General features: G+C 62.6%; 24 protein-coding genes. 19 read left to right on the top strand and 5 right to left on the bottom strand.

Going from position 1 to position 25625, the window contains the following annotated elements:
- Nucleotides 1-2: 2 nt before the first annotated feature.
- From ABID26_RS05330 to ABID26_RS05245, 18 genes are all read left to right on the top strand, one after another.
- Nucleotides 3-1589, top strand: a complete 1587-nt coding sequence (locus ABID26_RS05330; protein WP_292373695.1) for an ABC transporter substrate-binding protein — start codon at nucleotides 3-5, stop codon at nucleotides 1587-1589.
- Between the two features lie 97 nt (nucleotides 1590-1686).
- Nucleotides 1687-2646 carry an ABC transporter permease gene (locus ABID26_RS05325; RefSeq protein ID WP_292373697.1) on the top strand — a complete coding sequence of 320 codons (960 nt, stop codon included), beginning with the start codon at nucleotides 1687-1689 and terminating at the stop codon, nucleotides 2644-2646.
- A gap of 17 nt (nucleotides 2647-2663) precedes the next feature.
- Entirely contained in the window at nucleotides 2664-3536 is an 873-nt protein-coding gene (locus tag ABID26_RS05320; RefSeq protein WP_292373826.1) for an ABC transporter permease, read from the top strand.
- Between the two features lie 14 nt (nucleotides 3537-3550).
- Nucleotides 3551-4468 carry a dihydrodipicolinate synthase family protein gene (locus ABID26_RS05315; protein WP_126101761.1) on the top strand — a complete coding sequence of 306 codons (918 nt, stop codon included), beginning with the start codon at nucleotides 3551-3553 and terminating at the stop codon, nucleotides 4466-4468.
- A 4-nt stretch (nucleotides 4469-4472) separates the two neighbouring features.
- Complete coding sequence (locus tag ABID26_RS05310; RefSeq protein ID WP_292373828.1) at nucleotides 4473-5480, top strand: ABC transporter ATP-binding protein; 1008 nt, start codon at nucleotides 4473-4475, stop codon at nucleotides 5478-5480.
- Between the two features lie 2 nt (nucleotides 5481-5482).
- A complete protein-coding gene (locus ABID26_RS05305) occupies nucleotides 5483-6448 on the top strand; it encodes an ABC transporter ATP-binding protein (protein ID WP_292369195.1) in 966 nt (321 codons plus the stop codon).
- Between the two features lie 42 nt (nucleotides 6449-6490).
- A complete protein-coding gene (locus ABID26_RS05300; protein WP_292373699.1) occupies nucleotides 6491-6619 on the top strand; it encodes a hypothetical protein in 129 nt (42 codons plus the stop codon).
- Between the two features lie 333 nt (nucleotides 6620-6952).
- Complete coding sequence (locus ABID26_RS05295) at nucleotides 6953-7297, top strand: non-heme iron oxygenase ferredoxin subunit (protein ID WP_292369211.1); 345 nt, start codon at nucleotides 6953-6955, stop codon at nucleotides 7295-7297.
- Nucleotides 7298-7355: 58 nt separating this feature from the next.
- Nucleotides 7356-8654 (top strand): sugar ABC transporter substrate-binding protein, encoded by a 1299-nt coding sequence (locus ABID26_RS05290; protein ID WP_292369213.1) that lies wholly within the window; start codon nucleotides 7356-7358, stop codon nucleotides 8652-8654.
- Between the two features lie 75 nt (nucleotides 8655-8729).
- Nucleotides 8730-9719, top strand: a complete 990-nt coding sequence (locus tag ABID26_RS05285; RefSeq protein ID WP_126101756.1) for an ABC transporter permease — start codon at nucleotides 8730-8732, stop codon at nucleotides 9717-9719.
- Entirely contained in the window at nucleotides 9716-10735 is a 1020-nt protein-coding gene (locus ABID26_RS05280; RefSeq protein WP_292373702.1) for an ABC transporter permease, read from the top strand. Before ABID26_RS05285 ends, ABID26_RS05280 begins: the two co-directional genes overlap by 4 nt.
- 21 nt (nucleotides 10736-10756) lie before the next feature.
- Nucleotides 10757-12307 (top strand): xylulokinase, encoded by a 1551-nt coding sequence (locus tag ABID26_RS05275; RefSeq protein ID WP_354414176.1) that lies wholly within the window; start codon nucleotides 10757-10759, stop codon nucleotides 12305-12307.
- Nucleotides 12308-12312: 5 nt separating this feature from the next.
- Nucleotides 12313-13797, top strand: coding sequence for a sugar ABC transporter ATP-binding protein (locus ABID26_RS05270; protein ID WP_126101753.1), 1485 nt, complete (start codon nucleotides 12313-12315; stop codon nucleotides 13795-13797).
- Between the two features lie 96 nt (nucleotides 13798-13893).
- Nucleotides 13894-14895 carry a fatty acid desaturase gene (locus ABID26_RS05265; RefSeq protein WP_292373707.1) on the top strand — a complete coding sequence of 334 codons (1002 nt, stop codon included), beginning with the start codon at nucleotides 13894-13896 and terminating at the stop codon, nucleotides 14893-14895.
- A gap of 9 nt (nucleotides 14896-14904) precedes the next feature.
- The gene (locus ABID26_RS05260; protein ID WP_292373709.1) at nucleotides 14905-16149 is read left to right on the top strand and encodes an NAD(P)/FAD-dependent oxidoreductase; all 1245 of its coding nucleotides are present in this window, start codon (nucleotides 14905-14907) and stop codon (nucleotides 16147-16149) included.
- Complete coding sequence (locus ABID26_RS05255; protein WP_189521591.1) at nucleotides 16149-17255, top strand: zinc-binding dehydrogenase; 1107 nt, start codon at nucleotides 16149-16151, stop codon at nucleotides 17253-17255. The genes ABID26_RS05260 and ABID26_RS05255 overlap by 1 nt, the downstream gene beginning before the upstream one ends.
- Nucleotides 17252-18097 (top strand): alpha/beta hydrolase, encoded by an 846-nt coding sequence (locus tag ABID26_RS05250; RefSeq protein ID WP_126101749.1) that lies wholly within the window; start codon nucleotides 17252-17254, stop codon nucleotides 18095-18097. The genes ABID26_RS05255 and ABID26_RS05250 overlap by 4 nt, the downstream gene beginning before the upstream one ends.
- The gene (locus ABID26_RS05245; RefSeq protein WP_189521330.1) at nucleotides 18084-19007 is read left to right on the top strand and encodes a LysR substrate-binding domain-containing protein; all 924 of its coding nucleotides are present in this window, start codon (nucleotides 18084-18086) and stop codon (nucleotides 19005-19007) included. The genes ABID26_RS05250 and ABID26_RS05245 overlap by 14 nt, the downstream gene beginning before the upstream one ends.
- A 225-nt stretch (nucleotides 19008-19232) precedes the next feature.
- Here the strand turns inward: ABID26_RS05245 and ABID26_RS05240 are convergent, their stop codons facing one another.
- A complete protein-coding gene (locus tag ABID26_RS05240) occupies nucleotides 19233-20273 on the bottom strand; it encodes an EscU/YscU/HrcU family type III secretion system export apparatus switch protein (protein WP_126101747.1) in 1041 nt (346 codons plus the stop codon).
- Between the two features lie 85 nt (nucleotides 20274-20358).
- On the opposite strand from ABID26_RS05240, the gene ABID26_RS05235 reads away from it, so the two are divergent.
- Complete coding sequence (locus ABID26_RS05235) at nucleotides 20359-21162, top strand: tetratricopeptide repeat protein (RefSeq protein WP_292373711.1); 804 nt, start codon at nucleotides 20359-20361, stop codon at nucleotides 21160-21162.
- Between the two features lie 170 nt (nucleotides 21163-21332).
- On the opposite strand, the gene ABID26_RS05230 is transcribed toward ABID26_RS05235, so the two are convergent.
- The 4 genes from ABID26_RS05230 to ABID26_RS05215 are packed head-to-tail and all read right to left on the bottom strand — an operon-like array spanning nucleotide 21333 to nucleotide 25549.
- Nucleotides 21333-21782, bottom strand: coding sequence for a hypothetical protein (locus tag ABID26_RS05230; RefSeq protein WP_126101745.1), 450 nt, complete (start codon nucleotides 21780-21782; stop codon nucleotides 21333-21335).
- A gap of 12 nt (nucleotides 21783-21794) precedes the next feature.
- On the bottom strand, nucleotides 21795-23156 hold the full coding sequence (locus ABID26_RS05225) for a type II and III secretion system protein family protein (RefSeq protein ID WP_126101744.1): 1362 nt from the start codon (nucleotides 23154-23156) through the stop codon (nucleotides 21795-21797).
- Between the two features lie 48 nt (nucleotides 23157-23204).
- Nucleotides 23205-25361, bottom strand: a complete 2157-nt coding sequence (gene sctV / locus ABID26_RS05220; protein ID WP_292373714.1) for a type III secretion system export apparatus subunit SctV — start codon at nucleotides 25359-25361, stop codon at nucleotides 23205-23207.
- Complete coding sequence (locus ABID26_RS05215) at nucleotides 25358-25549, bottom strand: hypothetical protein (RefSeq protein WP_245460069.1); 192 nt, start codon at nucleotides 25547-25549, stop codon at nucleotides 25358-25360. Before ABID26_RS05215 ends, sctV begins: the two co-directional genes overlap by 4 nt.
- Nucleotides 25550-25625 lie beyond the last annotated feature (76 nt).

Genomic DNA, 25625 nt, shown 5'->3' with positions numbered 1-25625 from the left:
TCATGGGCATAAGTAGCACCGCACGTCGTCTGGCCCTTGCCGGCCTGCTGATCGCCGGCACCGCTTTCGCCACAGTCGCTGCGGCACAGTCCGGCAAGACCATCACCGGCGGCTTCGATGTCGGCCCGGGCGGCTTGCCCAAGAACTTCAACCCGCTCGTGTCGACCGCCGGCTTCACCTGGCTCAGCACCTATTTCGAGCCGCTGATCATCTGGAACGCCGAGCTGACCGAGCTGAAAGGCAGCCTTGCCAAGGACTGGAAGGTCAGCGACGACCAGCTGACCTACACATTCAACCTTGCCAAGGAGACCTGGCACGACGGCAAGCCCTTCACCTCCAAGGACGTGAAGTTCACATTCGATCTTGCGAGGAACAAGGCGTCGGGCAGCCTGTTTGCTGCCCGCCTGGGCGACATCCAATCGGTCGAGACGCCGGACGACCGCACCGTGGTGATCAAGCTGTCGAAGCCCAATGGCTCCTTCCTCGCTGTCATCACCCAGGTGCTGATCCTGCCTGAGCATGCACTGGCCGGCATCGCGCCCGAGCAGCTGGCCAACAGCAAGTGGTGGTCGACGACGCCGGTCGGAACCGGTCCGTTCAAATTCAAGCAATATGTGACGGACCAGTATGTCGAGCTCTCCGCGGATGACGACTACCGCGGCGGCAAGCCCAAGGTCGACACGCTCATCAACCGCTATTTCGAGAACCCGGCGGCGGCCGTCGCCGCGCTTCGTGCCGGCGAAATCCAGTTCACCTATGTCGAGCCGGACGACGCCGCCACATTCAAGAACGACAGCAACTACACGCTGATCGAAGGTGGCTCCTACGTGGTCAACTACATCGGCCTCAACCAGAAGGTGGACCTTTTCAAGGACCCGAAGGTGCGCCAGGCCATCATGTATGCGATCGATCGCAATGCGATCGTCGAGAGCCTCTATGGCGGTGCCGCCAAAGTCGCGAACTGCGGCTACGTCGCGCCGCATCTGGTGCCGGAAGGGCTGGAGCCCTTCGCCTACGATCCGGAAAAGGCCAAGGCGCTGCTCGCCGAGGCTGGCTGGGACAAGATCAACGGCGACAAGCCGATCACCTTGCTGACCTATTACGGCTCGCCGCAGGCAGCCAACGTCACGGCGGCCATCCAGTCGATGCTCGCCCAGGTCGGCGTCAACATCGTGCCGCGTGTCGTCGATACGCCCACCTATAACGGCATCGTCTACAAGCAAGGCACACCGGACTGGAACGCGTTTCCGATGATCTATGCCGGCCTGCAGAACGGTCCGAATCCAGCGGGACTCAATCCCGGCCTCAACAAGTCGCAGCTTCCCCCGGCAGGCTTCAACACCATGCGCATCGAGTTCGACGACCTGAGCGCAGCGTTTGATGCCGCTCTCGGGCAGATCGATCCCGCCAAGGTCAACGCGTCCTGGCAGGATGTCTGCAAGGCGATGAACAAGGACCTGCCCTGGGCGACCTTGTGGGTGGCAAACCGCTACGGCGTCGCTTCCAAGAAATTGAAGGATTTCGTGTGGACGCCGGCTCCGGCGGGCGGCCCCTATGCGGCCCATCCCGAACTCTGGGACATCCAGTGAAAACTCTGGGACATCCAGTGAAATAGATAACTTCGCCATTTGGCCGAGGCCGGCATCACCGTGGTGCCGGCCTGGTCAGCCGCCAGACGTGAAAGCCATGCTGAGCTTCATCGCCCGCCGCAGCGCCGCAGGATTGTTGATGGTGCTCGCATTGAGCGTCCTGATCTTCCTCCTGCTGCGGCTCGCGCCCGGCGATCCGATCGACGCCTATATCAATCCGTCGGTGCCATTGTCGCCGCAAGATCTGGGGGCACTGCGGTTGCGCCTTGGCCTCGACCAGCCATTACCGATCCAGTATCTCGGCTGGCTTCGCGCCGCCCTGTCGGGAGATTTCGGCTATTCGATCCAGCGGAGCGGCGTTGCGGTGCTTCCGCTGGTGCTGGGACGCGTCGGCCCGACGGTGCTTCTCATGGGGACCGGCCTCGCAATAGCGATCGTCGTCGGAATTGCCGGCGGCATCGTCAGCGCTGTTCGACGCAACGCATGGCCCGACATTTCCCTTTCGGTGCTGTCGTTTGTCGGCATTTCCAGTCCGGCGTTCCTGACCGCGTTGCTGGGCCTGTACTTCTTCTCGGTTCTGCTGCGCTGGGCTCCATCCGGCGGCATGCAGACGCCCGGAACGCCATTCTCGCTGTTTGACGTGCTTACACATCTCATTCTTCCCGCCTGCCTGCTGTCGATCGGCCATGCGGCCATGATCATGCGGTACATGCGTTCCTCGCTGCTCGAGGTTCTCGGTCAGGATTATGTGCGCACGGCGCGGGCCAAGGGCGTGCGCGAGTTCTGGGTGATCATGAAACATGCGACGCGCAACGCGCTGCTTCCCGTGATCACCTTGATCGGCTCGACCATCGGCATCGCGGTGGGCGGAGCGATCTTTCTCGAGAGCGTCTTCAACTGGCCGGGTATGGGGCTTCTGCTGGTGAACGCCGTCGGCACCCGCGACTATCCGGTCATCATGGGCGCGACCCTGGTGGTCGGCGCCTGCGTCATCCTCGTCAATCTTCTCACCGACATCGCCTATGCGTTTGTCGACCCGCGCGTTCGGGTGTCGTGATGGCCCTGACCACAAGCATGGGAGAGGGTGTGCCACGGACAAAAGGTCCACTGCGTCGCGCATTTGGCCGCTTCATCGCAAACCGCGCGGCACGCGCTGGCCTCATCATCCTGATCCCGATCCTGCTTGCTGTCTCGACCTATCACCTGTGGTGGCCGATCGGGCCGAACGCAATCGATCTCAGGGCAATGAACAAGGGCCCATCGGCGGTGCATTGGCTGGGCAGCGACGGCGTCGGCCGTGACGTCATGGCCCGTGTCCTGCAGGGCGGCCGCGTCTCGTTGATCGTTGCTGTGGGTTCGGTTGCAATCTCGACAGTCATCGGTTTTCTGGTCGGTGCGATCGCCAGTTTCGGCGGCCGGGTGGTCGACAGCACCGTCATGCGCCTCGTCGATCTCGCAATGACCTTGCCGCCGGTGATCTTTCTCCTGGTGCTCGCCTCGATCGCGGGGACGGGGATCATGCCGACCATTCTCGTCATCTCGCTGCTGTCCTGGCCGGTGCTCTCGCGCATGGTCCGCGCGCGCCTCATGGAGCTGCGCGAACGCGATTTCGTCGTCGCGGCGCGCGGGATGGGCGCGCGGATGCCGCACCTCCTGTTACGCCATGGCCTGCCGAACTCAATCGACATCCTGGTCGTCTACGCCACCTTGCAGATCGCCAACGCGATCCTGCTGGAGGCAGGCCTCTCGTTCCTTGGGCTCGGCATACCGCCGCCCGAGGCCAGCTGGGGCAACATGCTCAACCTCGCCCGCTCGACCATCGTGCTGGAACAGTATCCCTGGCAATGGATGTTTCCCGGCGCGGCCCTCGTGCTCACCGTTCTGGCCATCAACTTCATCGGTGACGGCCTGCGCGACGCCTTCGACCCCAGATCCGATCTCAATTGACCAAAAGGTTCAAAATGCCTCTCTTCACCGGCGTCGTGCCACCCGTCGTCACCCCGCTCAATCCCGATTTCAGCGTCGACTTCCCGTCATTCACGCGGGGTGTCGAAAATCTCCTGGATGGTGGCGTGCACGGCCTGTTCGTGCTCGGCTCGACCAGTGAGGTCGTGTTCCACGATGAAGCCGCCCGCCAGGCGATCGTCGAGCATGCGGTCAAGGTCAACAACGGGCGAGTGCCTCTCTTCGTCGGCGTCATCGACCCGACGACCGATCGCGTCATCAAGCATTCCCGGATCGCCAAGGCGGCCGGTGCCGATGCCATCGTCGTCACCGCGCCGTTTTATACACGGACCAGCCAGCCCGAAATCATCGACCACTTCCGCTACATCAAGGATGCGGTCGATATCCCGATCATCGCCTATGACATTCCGGTCTGCGTCCACGTCAAGCTGGAGCGCAAGACGACCGTGACCATGGCCAGGGAAGGGATCGTGGCCGGACTGAAGGACTCCAGCGGCGACGATGGCAATCTCCGCTACGTGCTGCAGGATATGGCCAGCGACCGCGGCTTCTTCGGCATGACAGGGTCGGAGATCATGGTCGACACCGCGCTGTCGATGGGCGCCCATGGCGTCGTTCCGGGGCTCGCCAATGTCGACCCGCGTGGCTACGTCAAGGTCTGGAATCTGTTGCAGGCGGGTGACCACAAGGCTGCTCGGACCGAACAGGAGCGCCTCCTGAAACTGTTCGAGATCGTGACGATCTCGCTTGGCCGCACAAGCGCCGGCTCGGCCGGCGTCGGTGCCTTCAAGTCGGCGATGCGCAGCCTGGGGATCATCGCCTCGAACACGATGGCGCGCCCGCAGCGCACGTTGAATGACGAGGAGGCGGCGAAGATCGACGCCATCCTGCGCGACGTCGGATTGCTTGGCTGAAGCCGTGGGCGCGCCTACCCTTGCCGTCTCCGGCCTGCGCGCCGCCTTCCGCATCGCGGGACGCGAGATCGCCGCCATCCAGGATGTCGGCCTGACGATCGCGCCGGGCGAAACCGTCGCGCTCGTCGGCGAGTCAGGATCCGGCAAGTCGGTGACGAGCCTGTCGATCATGGGCCTGCTGCCGCGGCGCGTCGGCAAGATCGTCGAGGGATCGATCAGGCTCAGGCGCAAGGACGGCACCGAAACTGAACTGACCACGCTCGATGCCGAACGGTTGCGACGCATCAGAGGAAACGACATCGGCATGGTGTTCCAGGAGCCGATGACCAGCCTCAACCCGGTCCTCACGGTCGGCGAGCAGATCGCGGAGCCGATCCGCGTCCATCTTGGCAAATCGCGACGCGAGGCTGCGCTGGATGCCGTGCGACTGCTGGTGCAGGTCGGCATCCAGGATTCCGAACGGCGGGCGCTCCAATATCCGCACGAGTTGTCGGGCGGCATGCGCCAGCGCGTGACGATCGCCATGGCGCTCGCCTGCGACCCGACGCTGCTCATTGCCGACGAGCCGACGACGGCGCTCGACGTGACCATCCAGGCACAGATCCTGGAGCTTCTGGAAAAGCTGCAGGCCGAGCGCGGCATGAGCATTCTTTTCGTTACCCACAATCTCGGCGTCGTGGCCGAGATCGCCAACCGGGTCGCCGTCATGTATGCGGGACGCATCGTCGAATCCGGACCGGTGGCGGAGGTATTTTCCCGCCCGCGCCACCCCTATACGGTGGGCCTCATGCGTTCCGCGCCGCGCCTCGGCGAGGCGACCGCGCTGAAGGCCGCCGGCACTCCGCTGCCCACCATCGCCGGCAATGTTCCCTCGCTGGCCATGCTGCCGAAGGGCTGTGCCTTCGCGCCACGCTGCAGCATGGCGATCGATGCCTGCCGTACCGCCGTGCCGCCGCTCCATCAGGTGCCGCCGAGCCAGGAGAGCCGGTGTCTCAGATGGGAGGAACTCTAGCGATGCCGGCCCCCTATCTTTCTGTCCGCAACCTGACCAAGCACTTCGCACCCCAAGCCTTTTCACGTGGTCCGGTGGTCAAGGCGCTTCAGGATGTTTCTTTCGACATCGGGCGTGGCGAAGTCGTCGGGCTCGTCGGCGAATCCGGCTCGGGCAAGACAACGATCGGACGCTCGGTGCTCCGGCTCATCGAGCCGACCTCAGGCGAGATCAGATTCGAGGGGATCGACATCACCAAGCTCGGTGCGACCGAGCTGCGCCGGCAGCGGCGCAAAATGCAGTACATCTTCCAGGATCCCTTCGCCAGCCTCTCGCCACGCATGACGATCGGACAGATCCTGACCGAAGGGCTCGATATCCAGGGCATCGGCAGCAAAGCCGAGCGCCGTGTGCGAGCGAAGGAGGCTCTCCTCGCGGTGGAGCTGCCCGCGGACGCGTTCGACCGCTATGCGCACGAATTCTCCGGCGGTCAGCGGCAGCGCATCGGCATTGCGCGCGCTCTCACGCTCGAGCCGGAATTCATCGTCGCGGACGAGCCGGTATCCGCGCTCGACGTCTCGATCCAGGCGCAAGTCGTCAATCTCCTGCACGACCTCAAGCTTCGCCTTGGTCTGACGATGCTGTTCATCTCGCATGACCTCGCCGTGGTCGAATATATCTGCGACACGGTCGTGGTGCTCTATCTCGGGCGGATCATGGAAGTGGCCCCGGCCGCCGAGCTTTATGCGAGACCGCGACATCCCTACACGCGGGCTCTGCTCTCCGCGATTCCCTCGCTCGACACCGCCGTCAAGCGGCAGCGCCAGGTTCTCAAAGGCGACATACCAAGCCCGGCAAATCCGCCGTCGGGCTGCGTTTTCCGCACACGCTGTCCGTACGCCATCGAAGCCTGCGCCGCGGTGTCGCCTGTCTTGACAGAGGTCGCTCCCCGGCACCGCAAGGCCTGCATCCGCGACGACATCGAGTGAAGCGAATAAGGAAGATGGCCGCGCACGCTCGAAGATCCGGTGGTGATCGAGTATCTGAAGACGCCGCTAAGCCCGTGCGGCTGTTCTGATCTCGGCATGGGCATCACGAGGCGCGAGGAAGAGGAAGGCCAGGGGCGGCGCTTCGGGTCTTCCGCCGAAGACCGCTTCTGACACGTAAGCGGCTGCGCCCCTTAGTTCCTCGATCGTGCGCGGCGGCTCCGCAACGGCTTCCTCTGGCATCGTTGCTGTACACCCCGCGACAGGGACCGGCCCATCCCGCATGTCGAAGCGCGCTGCTTCGTGCTGTCTCGTGCGCCACGACCCGCTGGAGCCGCAATCCAGACGCCGATCACCTCGGGCTCCTTCCCGTCGTTACTGTGGCGAGCAGGTCCGCTCAGGCGAGCCTTATCGGAGTCATCAATACCGGCATTCTCACAATGAATTGGCCGCTTTTGGAAAGACAACGAAAATAAACGAAACAGAATGACGACTGCGAGGAAATGAATGGCGGCGGAAACGACAATCAAGGACATGCAGTGGATACAGGCGATCCGCGTTGACAGCCTGCCCGTCGGCGACGCGACGCGCATAGAGCACGGCGGCGCGTGCATCGCAATCTTCAATCTCAGCGGCCGGTTCTACGCGACAGCCGGCGTCTGCACGCACGCACACGCCTTTCTCTCCGAGGGCTACATAGATGGCCAGACGATTGAATGCCCGCTGCATCAGGGACTGTTCCATATCCCGACCGGCATGCCGCTTTCGCCGCCGGTCACCGAGCGGCTGAAGACTTACGAAACCAAGGTGGCGGACGGCTACGTCCACATCCTGGTGGAAGGAGGAGACTAGCACTGACTTCTTCGGGGCATATCCCGGGCTGAAACCAAAAATTGGGAGGAAACCTTAAATGCTGAAACTATCTCGCCGTCATCTGTTGAAGACGGCTGCGACACTGACCGTGCTTGCTGCCGCCCCGCTGGCAATCGCTCCGGCGGCCGCCGAGGAATCGGTCCATTCCGTCATCAACGCGCTCATCAAGAAATATTCCGACGAGGCAAAGGCCGGAATGTCGAATGGGGACGTGAGCGCGCTGTTCGAAAAAGATGGCTTTCGCGATTACCTCGACGTCTACCCTGTCGGTGATCTCGCCGGCGGGTTCGTATGGAAGCCCGGCATGGGGGCGAGTTTCGTCGGCCCTTACAGCAAGCTTCAGATCAAGTCGCCTTTCACCGACTATCTGCCGCTTGCCGAAGGTCCGGTGTTGGATCACAGCAAGAAGTACCGCATAGGATTGGTCTTCCACGGCTTCAACCATCCCTGGCTGATCAGCCTCGCCGACACCGCCGCGTGGGAGGCCAAACGCCATCCCAACATCGAGCTCGAGGTGATCGACGCCGAGTTCGACGACAACAAGATGGGCCAGGTGATCGATACCTGGATCGCCAAGCAGTATGACGGAATCGTGCTTTGGCCGAACCGCGAAGCGCCGATGGGGCCGCCGGTCGACCGCGCCATCGCGGCCGGCATCCCGGTAGTGAGCCTCGACCGCCGGACTTCGTCCGAGCAGATCAGCTCGGAGGTGCTTGGCAACTTCTATGCCAATGGTCTGCAGCAAGGCCTTTATCTCAAGCATGCTGCGCCCGAGGGCAACATCATCTTCAATCGCAAGGATCTCGGCAGCACGGCGGACTCGATCCGCACCGGCGCCTTCCTGGAGGCGATCGGCAACACGCCGGGCTACAAGGTGCTCGCCAACTATCACACCAACAGCCAGCGCACGCTGGCCTTCAAGTCGACGGCGGACGCGCTGCAGGCCTTCCAGGACATCTCGGTGTCGTTCAACACCGGCGGCGAGGAAGCCATGGGCGCACTCGACGCGATCCGTGAAGCGAACCGGCTGAACAGCGCGCCAGGCGGAAAGAAGATCATGATCCTCGCCAATGACGATGCCCGTGAGGTGCTGAAGGAGATCAGGGCCGGCAATATCGAGATGGTGTCGCCGTACACGCCGCTGATCGGCGACATCGGCATCCGCGCCGTTGTCATGCATATCGGCGCCAAGGCAGGCCTCAACGAAGCGCCGCCGAAGCTGATCATGACACCCAACCTGCCAATGATCACCAGGGAGAAGATGAACATCGAGGGCATCGAGACGCTGACGCCGGACGAGTGGCCTTACGCCTACGGTCCGGAAGTCGCGGGCTGATCGGCAGCTCCCGCGCCTGCCGGGTTCTCTCGTGAGAGCCGGCAGGCGCTGACCGAAAACGCAGGCGAGCACGTCATGACCATGAGTACCGTTGAAACCAAGGTCGCCTCACAGGCGCAGCCTTCCGACGCCTGGCGGCACCTGGGCGTCGGCGACATGAGCCGCGTCGCGGTGCTGATCGCCCTGCTTATTGCCGGGCAGGCGATCACACCGTCCTTTCTCTCCCTCGCCAACATCCATGTCATACTTCTGGCCGTAGCCGCGATTGGTATCATGGCCTACGGAATGACACTGGTGGTGATCACCGGTGAGATCGACTTGTCCATCGCCGGGATTGCTATCCTATCCTGCATCGCCGGCGGGCTGCTGATCCCGACAGGCTCCGCAGCGCTCGTCATCGGCACCACCTTGCTCACGGGCCTTGCCATCGGCCTGGTCAACGGCATTCTTGTCGCCGCATTGGGTATTCCCTCGTTGATAACCACGCTCGGCATGCTCGGCATAAGCCGCGCGCTAGCCAACATCTTCTCAGGCGGCCAGGCGCTTTATCCCGAACCGATCGCCGCCTACCTCTGGTTCGGCCGCGGCGACCTCGCCGGCATTCCGCTGCCGGTCGTGCTGCTCGTCGTGCTGGGCGCGGCCGCGATCGCGCTTACCAAATACTCGATCTTCGGACGTGCGCTCTACGCGACCGGCGGCAACGTCAAGGCGGCCGCGTTGTCCGGTATCAATGTCGTCGGCGTGCGCGCCGCCGTGTTCGCGATTTCCGGCGTCTGCGCTGCGCTCGCCGGCATGCTTGAAAGCGCCAGGCTGTCCTACATCAATCCAGCAGGCTTCGAAGGCATGGAGCTTTCGGTTTTGGCGGTCACCGTATTGGGAGGCGCGGCGCTGTCCGGGGGCGCGGGCTCGATCATCGGTACGGTTGTGGCTGCCCTGATCATCGGCATCGTCAACAACCTTCTCAATCAACTCGGTGTCAGCATCTATCTGCAGCAGGTCGTGACCGCGGCGGTCATCCTTGCCGTCGTGATACCTGGCATGTGGCAGCGGGGGATCGCGAAATGAGCGCCCTGGAACTTTCCGCTCCGCGCGGCGCGCCTTTCCTGCAGGGTTTGCTTCGTGATCCCATCATCTGGCTGATCCTGCTGATCTTCGCGGTCGGTGCCCTGACGTCCGAGTATTACCTCACCGCGCTCAACATCGAAAACCTCATGCGCAGCATCGCCGTGATCGGCCTGTTGTCACTTGGCATGACGGTGGTGCTGCTTACCGGCCGCATCGATCTGTCGGTCGCGGCGCTGATGATCTTTTCGGTCATTGTCGGCGTAGTCGTCATGGCCGAGATCGGCCCAATGCTGGGAAGCCGCTGGCTGGTGCGCGGCAACACCTACGCCGGTCCGATCGTCCCGGTCATTTTGATCGCGCTGGCGACCGGTATCGCGGTCGGCGCGCTCAACGGCATTGGCGTGGCATATTTCAAGGTCGCGTCCTTCATCATGACGCTGGTGTCGCTGACGGCCTTGCGCGGCTTCAACTATGTGCTCACCAATGGCCATCCCTATTATCTCAAGGCGCCACTCTACAGCTGGATCGGCGATGGCAAGATAGTCGGCATCCCGATCAGTTTCGTGGTCTTCGTTCTCGTTCTTCTTGCGCTCATGGGGTTCATAAACGGCAGCATGCGGGGCGGCCGCTTCTACGCCATAGGCGGCAACGAAAAAGCCGCGCTCTATGCCGGCATCAAGACGCAGCGCTACGTGGTGCTGGCCTATGCTATCAGCGGATTGTGCGCCGCCGTTGCCGGCATCATCTTCACCGCGCGGCTGAAGTCGGTCGATGCGCCGCTCGCAGCCGGCTATGAATTAACCGCCATTGCCATTGCCGTCATCGGCGGCACGGCGTTGGCTGGAGGCGTCGGATCGCCTTGGCGTACGCTGATGGGCAGCATTGCGTTTGCCGCCGGCCTCAACCTGCTCGCCATCTGGGGCGTCGGGACCTGGTATCAGAACCTCGCCATCGGCGTTGTTCTCATCTTGTCGGTCGGCTTGTCGAAGATGAGCCGCAAGAAAACACAAGCATAGACACTCTGGGAGGAGCGATTTATGGGCGGACATCTCACGCTCGGCATCGATATCGGCACGACCAATGTGAAGGCGGCGATTCTCGACACCAACACCGGCAAGGTGGTGGCGTCCGGCTCGCAGGAGCATCCTCTGTTCCACCCGTTTCCCGGTTGGGCCGAACAGGATGCGTCGAATTACTGGGGCGCCGTGGTCTCGTCCATAAGGCAATGTCTGGAACAGGGGCGTTTCGCCGACGACATCGCGGCCGTGGCGCTTTCGGGCCTGGTTGGCGTAACTCTCCCGGTCAGCGACCAGGGTAAGCCGTTGCGTCAGGCCATGATCTGGATGGACTCGCGCTCCGAGGAAGAGTGCGAAGACATCCGCCGCAGCGTCGGCGAGGCAACCATCAACAAGAACAACGGCAACCGCATTGCGCCCTGGTTCATCGACCCCAAGGCTCTATGGATCAAGAAGCACGAGCCGCATATCTTCAACGCCACGCACAAGTTCCTGTCGCCCTCCGGCTATTGCACCTACCGGATGTGCGGCAACTTCACGATGAACACCGGCGATGCGGGGCTCGCCTACGCCTACGAATATCGCGAGGAGCGCTGGAACGAGTCGGTCGCCAGGGCGATCGGCATTCCGCTTGAGAAGCTGCCGCGGCTCTACCAATCCCATGAAGTGGTGGGCGAGGTGACCAGACAAGCGGCCGAGGAGACGGGGCTGCGGCCCGGCACCATCGTCGCCGCAGGCGGCACCGATATCAGTTCGGCGGCACTTGGCGTCGGTGTCACCAAGGCCGGCGAGGCCTACTACTCCATGGGCACGGGTTCCAACCTCGGCATCATGATCCCGACCGAGCAGAACGTCGAGGAATACCGTATCCTGAAATGGCCGCACGTGCTGCCCGGCCTGACTATGTTCGATGGCCCGATGGCCTTTACCGGCGCGTCGTTGAAATGGTTCCGCGACCAGTTCGGCGATGCCGAATTCCGCCTAGCCGAGCGCATGGGCCACAATGTCTTCGACCTTTTCACCGAGCAGGCGAGGCGCGTGCCGGCATGTTCCGACGGCCTGCTTTATCTGCCGTATCTCGGCAACACGCTGTCGCCCAACTGGAACAGCAATGCTTGCGGGAACTTTTTTGGCGTACGCCCAACGACAACACGGGCGCATTTCATTCGAGCACTGATCGAGGGCGTCGCCTTCGACCTTTACTCCAACGTCCGCGTCGCCAACGCGGCCGGCGTCAAGGTCGACGGCCTGATCCTGAACGGTGGGCCGACGAAGAGCCGGTTCTGGAACCAGATCACCGCCAGCGTGGTGAACCTGCCGTTGAAGACCCCGGACATAGGCGAAGCCGCTCCGATCGGCGACGCCATTCTTGCCGGCGTCGCCGCCGGAATCTACAAATCGCCGACCGACCCTCTTGAAAGCATCGTCCGCATCAAGGAGACGATCGACCCCGATCCGAAACTGCACGAGCGTTACCGGGATTTCTTCGAAGTCTGGTCGTCGGTCTATCAAAACTTGCGCGGAGACATGGATCGCCATCGCGCGCTTCTCAACAAATATCATTCGGCGTGATCGCGATGGGCGCCCCGCTGCTCGAGGTCCAGTCAATCCGCAAGACATATCCTGGTGTCATCGCGCTTTCCGACGTGACCTTCGATCTGAAGGCCGGCGAAGTGCATGCGCTGGTCGGCGAGAACGGCGCCGGCAAGTCGACGCTGCTGTCGGTGATGAATGGCCTCGTCGCGCCCGACAGCGGCGAAATCAGGATCGACGGCCAGCCTGTGGTTCTCGACGATCCCACAGTGGCGCTCGCCAACCGGCTGGCACTGGTCCACCAGGAGCTGGTGCTATGTCCGAACCTGAGCGTCGCCGAGAACATCTTTCTCGGCCGTGAACCGGCCGGCCGTCTTGGCAAGACGCGCGCTATGCTCAACCGTATGGCGAAGGACCTGCTCGATGAGATTCATGTCAGCCTTGATCCTTCGCGGGCCGTCGGCGAACTCAGCCTCAACGAGCAGCAGATCGTCGAGATATGCCGCGCTTTGGCGAGCCGTCCGCGCGTCCTCGTCTTTGACGAGCCGACCGCCTCGCTGAACGACGACCAGGTCGCGCATCTCATCGCCATCATTCGCAAATTGAAGGCTAATGGTCTCGGCATCGTCTACGTCTCGCACCGGTTGAGCGAGGTGATGCAGATTTCGGATCGCGTTACCGTGCTCCGCGACGGTCACGTCGTCGCCACCCGGGACATTGCCGGCTTGAACGAGGCTGCTCTTGTCGCGTTGATGGTCGGGCGTGAACATAAGCCGGGCCAGTCCGCCTACAAAGAGAGGCGCTGTGGCGACGTCGCGCTGGAAACAAAGGGGATCGGCAAGGCTCGCCTCTTCGACGATATTTCCCTGCAGGTGCGGGCGGGCGAAATCGTCGGCATTGCCGGATTGCTTGGCTGCCAGCGCGAAGCAGTCGTGCGCGCGATTTTCGGCGCCACGTCCATCGATCGCGGCGAAATCCGCGTTCATGGACGCAAGGTGCAGCTGCGCTCTCCGCGGGACGCCATTGCCTTTGGCGTCGGCTTCATGCCGGCCGATCGCAAGCGCGAGGGCCTCGTCCTGCCGATGAGCGTCGGCGACAATATCGGCATGACGATCCTGCGGCGTCTCGGCCGCCTCGGCTTCATGAAGCGTCGGCACAGGAACGCGATGGCCAACGGCCTGGTGCGCACATTGGCAATCAAGACCAATGGCCTGTCGCAGCTGGCGTCACAATTGTCCGGCGGAAACCAGCAGAAGATCGTCATTGGCAAATGGATCGCACGTGGCGGCGACATTGTGATCGCCGAGGACCCAACCCGCGGCGTCGACGTGGGCGCCAAGTTCGAGATATGGCGTGCCATCCAGGATCTGGCGGAAGAGGGCAAGGCAATTCTGCTGCTGACCACGGAATTGCAGGAGATGATGGATGCCTGCGACCGCATCCTCGTCATGAGCCGCGGTCGGGTGACCGGACATTTTCACCGCAAGGACTTCTCCGCGGAAGCGATCGCGCATTGCTTCGTGGCCTGACGCCGAACCGATAACGCCATGGGAACAATGAATTTTTCTTCGATGCGGCGGCCCGCTAGACCTGTCGCGACAATGGCAACCTGAAGGAGGATCGGCATGCAAGGCGATAATTCCGCGAGCTATGCTGGGATCGGTGGCATCGGCAGCAAGATATGGCCGCTGACGGGACCGGAGATCATTTCGCGCGAAAAGCTGAAGACGCTTCGCACCCGATCCAACGGACCGGGGCTGATTAGACTGGCGGTGCATCTCACGGCCCTGGCTCTCGGCGTACTTGCCGTCTACCTCTCCGGCGGAACGCCGTGGCTGCTGATACCGTCAATGCTCGCTTACGGCATCGTCATCGTGCTGCTGTTCGCACCCTTGCATGAATGCTCGCACGGCACCGCTTTCCATTCGCGATGGATCAACCACATCGTCGGATTTGCGGTCGCCGCCTTCACGTTCCGTCCTTTTCTCTACTTCAAATACCGGCACGCAGCGCATCACACGTTCACCCAGCACGAGGACCATGACCCGGATATCGTGCCGTTCCCGACATCGCTTCGCGACTATTTCGGGCAGATAATCGGCCTCTCCTTCTGGCCGAAGCTGGTCGGCACGCTGTGGCGCGGCACGACCGGACGCTTCACTGAGGAAGAACGTGAATTTCTGCCGAAATCGGTCTGGAGGCAGGTGATGCTGGAAATCCGGCTGCTCGTCCTGCTCTACGTCGCTATCGCCGCCGTCTCGATCTATTTCGGCAGCACGATCGCGCTGGTCTATTGGTTGCTGCCCCGCGTGATGGGCGAGCCGGTTCTGCGTGCCATCCGCATGGCCGAGCACACGGGCGCCGAAGAAAGTCCGAATCTGCTTGCCAATACGCGCACCACGCTCGCGAACCCATTGCTGAGGATGCTCTACTGGAACATGCCGTTCCATGCGGAGCACCACCTTGCTTCCTCGGTGCCGTTTCATGCGCTGGGCAGGCTTCACGACGAGGTCTCGCCGCATCTTCAATGCGTCAGCAAGAGTTATTTCCATGTGCATCGCGAGATCATCCGCGAGGTGCTCCGGAATGGTCGTGCCGGCGCGACGCCTGCCGGGCAGGGGGCCTGAACGACAGTGGTGAGCGCAGGACGAAAGCCCGGCGTCGTTATCGTCGGTGGAGGACACGCTGGCGGCCGCGTCGCGGAGAGGCTGCGGCACGGCGGCTTCGTCGGACCGATCGACGTGGCCGGGGCCGAAACGGAGCTGCCTTACGAGCGGCCGCCTTTGTCCAAGGGCGTGCTGACATCGCCGAGCGTGCCGGCAAATGCCTATCTGCTACCGTCGGCGCGGTGGCACGAGATCGGCGTCCGGTTCCATCTGGGTGTGGAAGCGGTCGGCATCGATAGACAAGAGAAGACCGTGGCTCTTTCCAATGGCGCCAGCCTCTGCTATCGGAAGCTGGTTTTGGCGACAGGATTGTCGCCCCGCCGGATCCGACCGCTTGAGCCCATCGCGGCGCGCACCTTCTATCTTCGCTCATTCTCGGATGCGCTTGCGCTGCGCAGCCGCATCGTGCCTGGCGCGCGGTTGGTGCTTGTCGGAGCAGGGCTGATCGGCCTGGAAGTCGCCGCAAGCGCGGTCAAACTCGGCGCGGCGGTGACGGTCCTGGAGGCCGCCGAGCGCCCCTTGGGTCGACTGCTCCCGCGCTATCTTTCGCAATGGCTCGCCGAGCTTCATGAGCGGGCGGGTGTGCGTATCCTGTGCGGCCGGCAAGTCATCTCGTCCGAAGCCTTGGACGCTTCGGGCCGCCTCCACCTCGACGACGGGTCAAGGTTTGAGGCCGACCTTATTCTGGTCGGCATCGGCGGCACGCCGAACGACCGGATCGCCAGCGAAGCCGGCCTGCACACCGACAACGGTGTTGTCGTCAACGAATTTGGGCAGACTAGCGATCCCGACATTTTCGCAGCGGGCGATATCGCGGCTCACGAAAATCATCTCTTCGGTGGGCGTTGGCGGCTGGAGTCCTGGAAGAATGCGGAAGACCAGGCGGCGGCGGTCGCGTCCTATCTGTGCGGCAACCCGGCCCCATACAGCGAGGTGCCCTGGTTCTGGACGGATCAGTACGGCCTCAACGTCCAGGTGGCCGGGGTGCCAGGCGCCGGAGAGCCGGCATTTGAGCGTGGCAAGCCAGGCGACCTTGCCTATCTCGCATATTTCACGGCTGGCGGCCGGCTGATCGGCGCAATCGGCATCGGCTGCGGCCGCGACATCCGCATCGCGCGTGAGATGATCAAGGCGGGCGGAAGGCCGGACGGCGCCGAGCTCGTTTGCAGGGGGTTCACCCGCCTCGGCGATGCGCTCGAGAGGCAGGCATCATGATCCGTTCACCGGCAGCGGTCTGCTTCGAGATCCACAAGCCGCTCACAATAGAAGAAGTGCAAGTAGCGCCGCCCGGTCACGGCGAAGCACTCGTCGAGATCGTCGCGTCGGGCCTTTGTCATACGGATCTCACTGCGCTCGACGGCGTCAACGCGACCAGCGTCTATCCTCTCATTCCCGGGCACGAGGGCGCAGGGCGGGTGATCGAAGTGGGCGAGGGGGTCTATGATCTCAAACCGGGCGATCATGTCATTCCGCTCTATGGTCCGGAATGCAGACATTGCCGCATGTGCAAGAGCGGACGGACCAATCTTTGCTGGACCATCAAGCCGATGCGCGACAAGGGCGTCATGCCGGATGGAACCTCGCGCTTCTCGATAGGATCGCAGCCGGTGCATCATTTCATGGGCACCTCGACCCTTTCCCGCTACACGGTCGTCCCTGAAATTGCGCTGGCGAAGATCCGCAAGGATGCGCCGCTGGAGAAGGTCTGCCTGTTCGGCTGCGGCGTCACGACGGGCGTCGGCGCGGCGCTGGCCGAGGTCCGCGAGGGTGACGCCGTTGCCGTCTTCGGGCTGGGCGGCATTGGCATCAATGTTGTGCAGGGAGCGCGGCTTGCCGGTGCCGGAAGGATCATCGGCATCGACGTGACCGATGGCAAATCAAGACTCGCCCGCTCCTATGGCATGACCGATTTTGTCGATGCGTCGCGCGACGGCGACAAGGTCGTGCAGGCGGTTCGGGATCTTACAGACGGCGGCGTCGACGTCGCCTTCGAATGCACGGGCATCGTGCCGGTTATGCGGCAGGCCTTCGACTGCTGCCAGCCGGCCTGGGGCACCGCTGTGTTGCTCGGCGTCGAGCCGCCGGGCGCCGAAATGGGGTTCCCGCCGGTCGGCGTACGCTATGGCCGCTCGATCCGCGGAAGCTATTTCGGCGGCGTCAAAGGACGCGGCGGACTGGGCAGACTGATTGACTACTATATGGACGGCCGGGTCGATCTCGACCGGCAGATCACACACAGGCTGGCCCTCGATCAGGTCAATCGTGGCTTCGATCTGATGAGAGCCGGAGAGTCGGTGCGCAGCGTCGTTCTGTTCGAATGAATGGCCAGAATTCCAGCACGGAATGTGGCTACGTCTTCCGCGACCGTCATCCGGAAAGAACGGACGTTTATAGACTCTTCGATGAGGCGAGCGCCGCTGCCCGCAGTTCACTGATATGCCAGCGCAACGTCGTCTACGGCGCGCATCCGCGCGAAGTGTTCGATCTGTTTCCGGCCGGCGAGCGTGCGCCGCTGGTGGTTTTCGTGCACGGCGGCTACTGGCAGAGCCTCGACAAGGACCGTTATTCCTTCGTTGCCTCCGTGCTCGTTGGCCGCGGCTTCTCCGTGGCGCTGCCAAGCTATCCGCTGGCGCCGGAGACACCCATCGAGACGATCGTTACCGGCATCGGAGCGTTCTTGCCGGCGATTTTGCGAGCCCTCCCAACGCCGCCGGCTTTCTGGATCGCGACCGGCCATTCCGCCGGCGGTCATCTTGCTGCCACACTCGCGATGAGAAGCCCTATGGCAAGCGTGCCGCTGGCAGCTTGCGTTCCGATCAGCGGCATCTTCGATGTCGAGCCGCTGGCGGAGACGTCACTCAATGCGGCGCTTGGGCTCGATCGCGAGCGGGCCGCAAGGATCAGTCCGATCCGCTGGCCAGTGCCGCATTGCCGGCTCGCGGCCATTGTCGGCACGGACGAGACCCAGGAGTTCCGCGAACAGTCCCAGCGGTTCTCTTCCTATTGGAGCGACTCGGGCCAGCACGCCGAACTGGTTCCGATGCACGGAAAAAACCACTATACGATATTGTGCGATCTGTTGGAGGAACGCTCGGAAATCGCTGAAGAAATCGTGCGGATGGCTGAAGCCTTTCGCAGGGAGACAGGCCGTGGGCGGCATTAACAAGCTTCATTTCGTCAATTTCAGCCAGCTGCGTTCCTTCTACGCGGTGGGTCGCGAACTTAGCTTCACGAAGGCTGCCGATCTGCTCTGCATCGGCCAGCCGACGGTGACCACGCAGGTGAAAGCGCTTGAAGAGACTTATGACGTTCAGCTCTTCTTGCGATCGCCGCGCGGCCTGAAACTGACGGATGCGGGCGAAGCGCTTCTGACCGTGGCGCGCCAGATTTTCTCGCTGGAGGAGCAGGCGGTGGGTATCTTGCGGGCGGAAGGCAATCAAATTTCCGGCAAATTGCGCGTCGGCACGGTAGGTCCGTTCTTCGTCATGGAACTGCTCTCGGCGTTTCATGCTCAATATCCCCTGGTGCAGGTCTCGCTCGAAAGCGGCAATTCCGACGTCGTCTATAACAAGCTCATGAATTACGAGGTGGATGTCGCCATCATCGGCCGGGACTACGACGATCCGCGTCTCGACCTCATCCAACTCGGCCGCCATGAGGTCATCATCTTCGTCCACCGCAACCATCCGTGGGCGGGCCGGCAGCAGATCGATCTTGAGGAACTCGACGGGCAGCGGATGATTTTTCGCGAACCGGGTTCGATGACGCGTCGGGCGCTGGAGGAGATGCTGGAATTGCATCGGATCCGACCAAACGTGGTCATGGAGATCCCGCGCGATGGTGTTCGCGAAGCAGTCGCGGCAGGCTTGGGCGCCGGCATTGTGTCAAAGACCGAGTTCCAGCTCGACGACCGGTTGACGCCATTGTCGATCGCAGATCACAAGCCATTCACCGAGTCTTTCGCAACGTGCCTAAAGGCACGTCAAGAACTTCGTCCAATCGGGGCCTTCATGAAACTTGTGACTGAAGTTTCAAATCCGAAGTTCAACCAAATGGCTGCCGCCGTCCTTTGAAGGAATGAACCTCAGCCAGAGGCGCTAGGATGACAGGTCCTTCAAGCTATCGGCGAAAGTGGCGACGTGGCTGGAGGGCCAAGTCTACAATGGATCGGGTCGCGGAATTAGCCAAATCAACCTGATGTCCGCTCCAAATGCTTCGCTCTCGGCCCCGCTCTGCCGGCCAGGCCGCCAGCAACGCATGCCGTGAGATTGGCAGCGACTGAGTGGGCAATCCCGGCCTCAAGTGAGGCCATGTCGGACGAGATGGCGAACGATCGGCGAAAACATCTGCTGGCCGACATAGGATCCGGTATTCGCATTCTCGAAGAGTGCTTCGGCGACGGCGCTGTCCTCGACGACGGGAATACCCGCTAGGCGCGCTTGAGCCACTAGCTCGTTGGCGGCACGCCCCTGGCCCTTGGCGACGACTGTCGGCACCGGCGTTTCGCCCTTGACGTAACGCAGCGCCACGGCCTGGTCCCCGGATATAAAGGCGATGACCGCATTTTTCACGCCCAGCTTCGCCGGTTGCATCACCGCCTCGCGCCGCTGCCGCTGTTGTTCATGACGGATCAACGGATCTCCTTCGATATCCTTGTACTCGCGCTTGTATTCGGTTGTCGTCATGCGCATGTCGCGAAGGAACAGCCAGCGCTGAACAGGAACATCGATCACGCCGATGACGACGAAGGCCAGGCCGGCGGCGATTCCGAGAGGCGTCAGCACCGCTTTGATCGTCGGGGCCAGGCATGACGGACCGCAGCCCGGCGCATCGAAAAGCGGCTGCAGCCATGTGATCAGCACGAATATGAAAAGGCATGCCAGCAGCACCAGTTTGATCACGCCTTTGGCGAACTCGATGACGTTGCGGAGCGACAGGATCTTCTGCAGGCCCTTGGCCGGGTTGATGTGGTCGAACTGCGGCTTGAGCGGCTCGAACGAGAAGACCGGTCCGAACGTGCCTAGCATGCCGAAAGCCGCGGTGAGAACGACGACGATGCCGACCAGCGGCAGTGTGGCAAGCATCAGCAGCGAGAACGTATGACGGATGGCGCGCAGGCTGACATCCCCGAACGAACCGCCGGGCACGGTTACGGTCTGCACGAGGTCCGAGAGGTGCTTGAAGAGCGTCGGCCAGAAGAAATAGAGATAGGCGAGCGCTGCGAGGAAAGTGAAGCCCGAGGTGAGGTCGCGGCTCTGCGGAACCTTGCCCTTGCGGCGGGCGTCCCGCAGCTTCTTGTCGGAAGCCGGTAGTTTCTTTTCCTCAGCTTCTTCGGCCATGTTGCAATCTTACCGCACTGTTGTGGTTCCAGTCCGTTGATGCTCTGTGTAAGGTGAAAGCGGGCTTGAATACGGAGAGGTGGATATGCGGTTGCATGTCGTGTTCTTGCCAGTCGCCGTCATGCTGGCGTTGTCCGGTTGCCAGACGACCAAAACCGGCTCGGTCAACGCGAAGGACCAGGTCCTGGCCTCGCAGTCGGATCGGCTGATCAAGCTTGCCGACGATATCGATGCGCGCGGGGAAAATGATACCGCGATAGCGCTCTACCAGCGTGCGGCAGCGATGCCGGACGCCAAGCCGAGCGCGCTCGTCAAGGCAGGCGACGCCTATATGCGGGCGGGATACCCGACCGATGCCGCCAAAGCCTATCAGGCAGCGCTCGCCAAAGCGCCCAATGACGGCGAAGCGATGCTCGGGCTTGGCTCGGCGATGATAGAGGCCGGCGATGTCGAGGCCGGCATGCGCGCGCTCGCCCAGGCAGCGCCTTTGGTCAACAGCAGCGCCGCTTACAACCGTCTGGGCGTGGCGCAGACATTCGCCGGCCGGACTGCCGATGCGCAGGCGACCTTCGCCCAGGCGTTGAAACTTGCGCCCGGCGATCTCGACGTCGAGACCAACATGGCTTTGGCGGCAGCCCTTGAGGACAACTCCGCCACGGCACTGCCGCTGGTGCAGAAGATTGCCGCCGCGCCCAACGCGCAATTGCACCACAAGCGCAACATTGTGATGGTCTATGGACTTCTTGGCCAAGCCGATCAGGTCAAGGCCTCGCCACCCATCGGTTTGACGACCAAGGAGGTGGCCACCTTGCTGGCGCGTGCCAGAACCATCCGGTCGAAGGGCAGCACGCAGGCCAAGGCCAAGACGCTCGGCTCCATCCTCGGCTAGAGCAATTCCACGAAAAGTATGTAACGGTTTTCCGTCCGGAATTGCGTGAGAACAAAGAGGTAGAGCGGTTCGGCGCTTTCGTGAAACGGAGAACCGCTCTAGCGCCTGAGGCGCTCTTTTGCAAAGCCCGCCGCGCAAACAGGTGCCACATGGGCGATGATCGCGCCGGCTCATTCGACTGGAAGCGTCGTTTGCGGCGTTGCCGGCGCGCTGTTGGCGCCGCCGACCGGAGCCTCCTCGCCATCGAGGTAACGACGGGCCGCGCGCGCAGTTGGCGCGGCGGCTGCCGGTCCCATGCGACGGCCCTCGACGAGGTCACGCTGGCTTTCGGTCATGCGTTGCAGATTGTAGGCATTGGCGCAGCCGGCCGGCAGATGAGAGCCGACGCCAGAGACGATGGTGAGGTCGGTCTTGGCGGCGGTGTTGTCGTCGTCGGCCGGTTCGGCCAGACACGCATTGGGAGCCAGGATGGAGCCACTGACGCCTTTCTCGGAGCCGCCGGTATCGGTCGAAACATAGCTGTAGCCGGGCGAATAATCCTGCCGCTGTTGCGGGCTGTTTACGCAGCCGGCCAGAAACAGCGCGGGAAGCACGGAGCAGAAAGCGGTGCGCGATGTCATGGTCGTTTCCTGCTATTTGATGATCAGACCGGTCGCCGACGCGTCATTGGCGTGCTTGCGGCTGAGGCGCTTGGCTGCCGGACGGTCGAGCGGGGTGGCCAGACTGTCCCGCACCGGCGCCACCAGATAGGGCGTGATCAGGATGACCAGTTCGGTCTCTTCATGCTGGAAGCGCTGCGATTGAAAGAGCGGGCCAAGCACGGGCACATCGCCCAGAACAGGAAATTTCTCCAGGTTGCGCGAGGTCCGCTGCTGGAAAAGCCCCGCGATCGCAAAAGTCTGGCCGCTCGCCACCTCCACCGTCGTGTCGGCTCTTCGGACCACGAAGCTCGGCATGGCAAAGCCGTTGGCGGTTACAGAGCCGGAATCCGACAAAGAGCTGACCTCCGGCTGGACATGGAGCGCGATGCGATTGCGGCCGATGAGCGTCGGGGTGAAGCCGAGGGATACGCCGAAAGGTTTGTATTGAACGGTCGTCACGTCGGATCCCTGCGCAATGGGCACCGGAATTTCTCCACCGGCTAGAAAGTTCGCCGTCTGTCCGGTCACGGCGGTCAGGTTCGGCTCGGCCAGTATCTTGACGACGCCATTGCGTTGCAGGGCTTCGATCAGGACGTCGAAATTGAGGCCGTGAGCCTGGTTGAGGCTCAGACCAAAATTCCCATCGCTGCCTGAAGGCACGCCATTGTCCTGGAACATGTTGAATTCGAAGCCGCCACTTTTGTAGCCGACGGACCAGTCGACACCATATGACTGCAACTCCGTGCGTGAGACTTCGGCGAAGCGGACCCGGATGTTGACTTGCTGCGACCCCTGCACGGTCATGTTGTTCAGCGGCGGCGTTTCCGGCGGTGAAAACGTTCTTGCGACATTGTCCAGATCCTTTGCCTCATCGACGCCTCGTGCCTCACCCGTGATGACGATGCGGGTTCCGAAAATGTGAAGATTTGTCGCCGAATTCGGCTGCATCGTATGCTTGGCTTCAGCGGCGGGCGTGATATCGGGTGTGACGCGGAATTGAGCCGTTGCCTCGATACGCTCGTCGGCCGTGACTGCAATGAGATTGGTCAGGCCGGGCTTGAGGCCGAAGACATAGACCATGCTTGGCGACACGACCTGGAGGTCTGCGATCGTGGTGTCGGCGACCAGGACGGATTCGACCGGCTCATTGAACCGCAGCAAGCGTCCTTGCCCGACCGGCAGGTCGAGCGTTGGCTTGCTCGGCAGGGGCGATACGTTCTGCGCCCTCGCGTCGGCGATCATAAACAGCAAAGCCACCAAAATGCCAACCGTCGCGATAGCGAGCCAGCGCATGTCCGTCCGCCAGGCGGAAGCGGCGGATCGAACGCCTGCTGCGGTATCGTGGATTGTCATGCCGTTCCTCTCCTGATTCCCCAAATGTCCCCGATCGTCCGGCTGCCGTCATGAGGTTGCCTCCTGCGCGGCTTTCGCCTGAGCCGACGGCAGCGCCTGGGTGCGCGCGCCGGCTCTTCCGCTACGGCCGGTGATCGTGGCCAGCGGCTGGACGTTGAATTCCTGTGCAAGTTCCTGGAAGGACAGCACCGGAAGCTCGATGGCATTGTGCGTGAGCAGGCTGCGCATGTGACGGCGCACGTCCATCGCTGCAAGGACGACCGGCGAGACGTCGGCGGAATTGTGCGACAGCGCGCGCTCGACTTCACCGACCAAAGCCTGCGCATCGTCATCCGAAAGGTTCAGGAATGTGCCGGTCGATGTGCTTTGCACAGCGTTGCGTAGAACATCTTCCGCCGACCGCTGCAGTACATAGGCCGCAATGATGTTGTTGCGGCCGGCGCAGCGGAAGCTGATCTGGCGCTTCAGGGATGTGCGGACGTATTCCGTCAGCAAAACAACGTCCTGTTCGCGTTGGCCCCATTCGATCAGAGCTTCGAGGATCAGGCGCAGATTGCGGATCGGCACGTTTTCGCCGACAAGCCGGCGAAGCACCTCCGCGATCTTCTGCAGCGGCACGATCTCCTGAGCCTGTCTGACCAGATCCGCATATTCCGCCTCCATGTCGGACAGCAGCCTGCGGGTCTCCTGAATACCGACAAAATGGCCGGCATAGAGCCGAAGTGCGTTTCCGGTCCACTTGGCGGCTGTTTCCGGTGGCGTGGCGAAAACGAAGCCGGCTTCTTTCAGCGCAGGGATGTGGCGGTCATCGACCCATACGAATTTGCGCTGGCCGGCAATCGAGGCGGCCTTTTCGTAGGTCACTTCGAGCAGATCGAGGTGCGTCAGGTCCGCTTCGACCAGAACGCGGCCGGCGGGAATTTCGACATCCAGGATAGGCGCGCCTTCGAGGTCGATACGGATGCTTCGTGGTGAGAGCATCTCGTCGACCTGCATGCCGATGGCTGGAACGTCGACACCGAGATCGCCGAAAAGCTCGCGGCGGACGCCGTCGGCGAGCGCGGCGAATTCGGGCTCCGCAATCGCGTCCGCCAGTTCGGAGCCGAGGCGTGCGACCACGCGATACGAAGCAGGCAGCGTTGCGGTGGGAATTGCGGAGCTGCCCCGTTGTTCCTGCACCTCGATCAGGTCAATGTCCTTGGGTTCGGAGTCCTGCGTGCTGCGGCGATTGATTGCATAGGCGCCTGTCCCGAAGCAGGCACCAAGGACCAGGAACACGATGGAAGGAAAGCCTGGCACCATGGCAAGGCCGACCATAATCGCCGCTGCGAGGGCAAGTGCACGCGAGTCCCGCAGCAGCTGGCTGGTTATCTGCCGGCCAAGGTCGCCTGTCCCATCCGCGCTGCCGACGCGCGTCACCATCGTGCCGGCGGCGACGGCGACGAGCAGTGCCGGTATCTGCGCCACCAGCCCGTCACCCACGGTGAGCAGCGAGTAGGTCGCTGCCGCATCGCCGAGCGACATGTCGTGCTGCAGCGTGCCGACAGCGAAACCGCCGACAAGGTTGACCAGGATGATCACAATCCCGGCGATGACGTCGCCCTTGACGAATTTCATGGCGCCGTCCATCGCGCCGAACAGCTGGCTCTCGCGCTCCAGCTGCTGGCGCAGACGGCGTGCTTCCGCCTGATCGATATCGCCGTTGCGCAGTTCCGCATCGATGCTCATCTGCTTGCCCGGCAGCGCGTCGAGCGTGAAGCGCGCGGCCACCTCGGCTACGCGTTCCGCACCCCGCGCAACCACGATGAACTGCGCGACGGTGATGATCAGGAAGATGACGAGGCCGACCGCAATGCTGCCGCCGACGACGAAGGTGCCGAAGGCGGTGATGATCTCGCCCGCGTCGGCCTGGAGCAGGATCAGCCGCGTGGTCGTGATCGTGATCGCCAGCCGGAACAAGGTGGCGATGAGAATGACCGACGGCAGCGACGAAAACTGCAGCGGATGAGAAACGTAGAACGAAGCCAGCAGGATAAGCACGCTGATGGCGATATTCGCGGTGATGAGAATGTCGACGAGAAATGTCGGCAATGGGATGAGCATCATCACCACGGCCACGAGCAACAGGACGGCGATGACCAGATCGCTGCGGAGCGACAGCCTGGCAAGGAACTGCAGAAGCCGCTCGGACACGCTCATGGTCATTCAACGCCTCGTTGCGACAGGAAGCGCAGCAAGGCGCTGTGAGCCTCCGTCTTGCGCCCGGCCACCAGCAGGGCGCGGCTCTTCAGCAATGTAAGCGCCGGGTGGTCCATTTCTTCCAAGGTCTCCAGCCTGGCAATCGTGGCCAACGCCTTTTCCGCCTCGCCATCAAGTATGAGCAGGTGCGCCAATGTCCTCAGGAGACCGGCATTTTCCGGCGCCAGCTGTGCGGCGATGAGCAGGTACGTCGCGCCCCGCTTGGCCTGC

This window comes from Mesorhizobium shonense, assembly GCF_040545255.1.
Classification (GTDB): Bacteria; Pseudomonadota; Alphaproteobacteria; order Rhizobiales; family Rhizobiaceae; genus Mesorhizobium; species Mesorhizobium shonense.
This window is presented reverse-complemented; position numbering and strand designations above follow the sequence as displayed.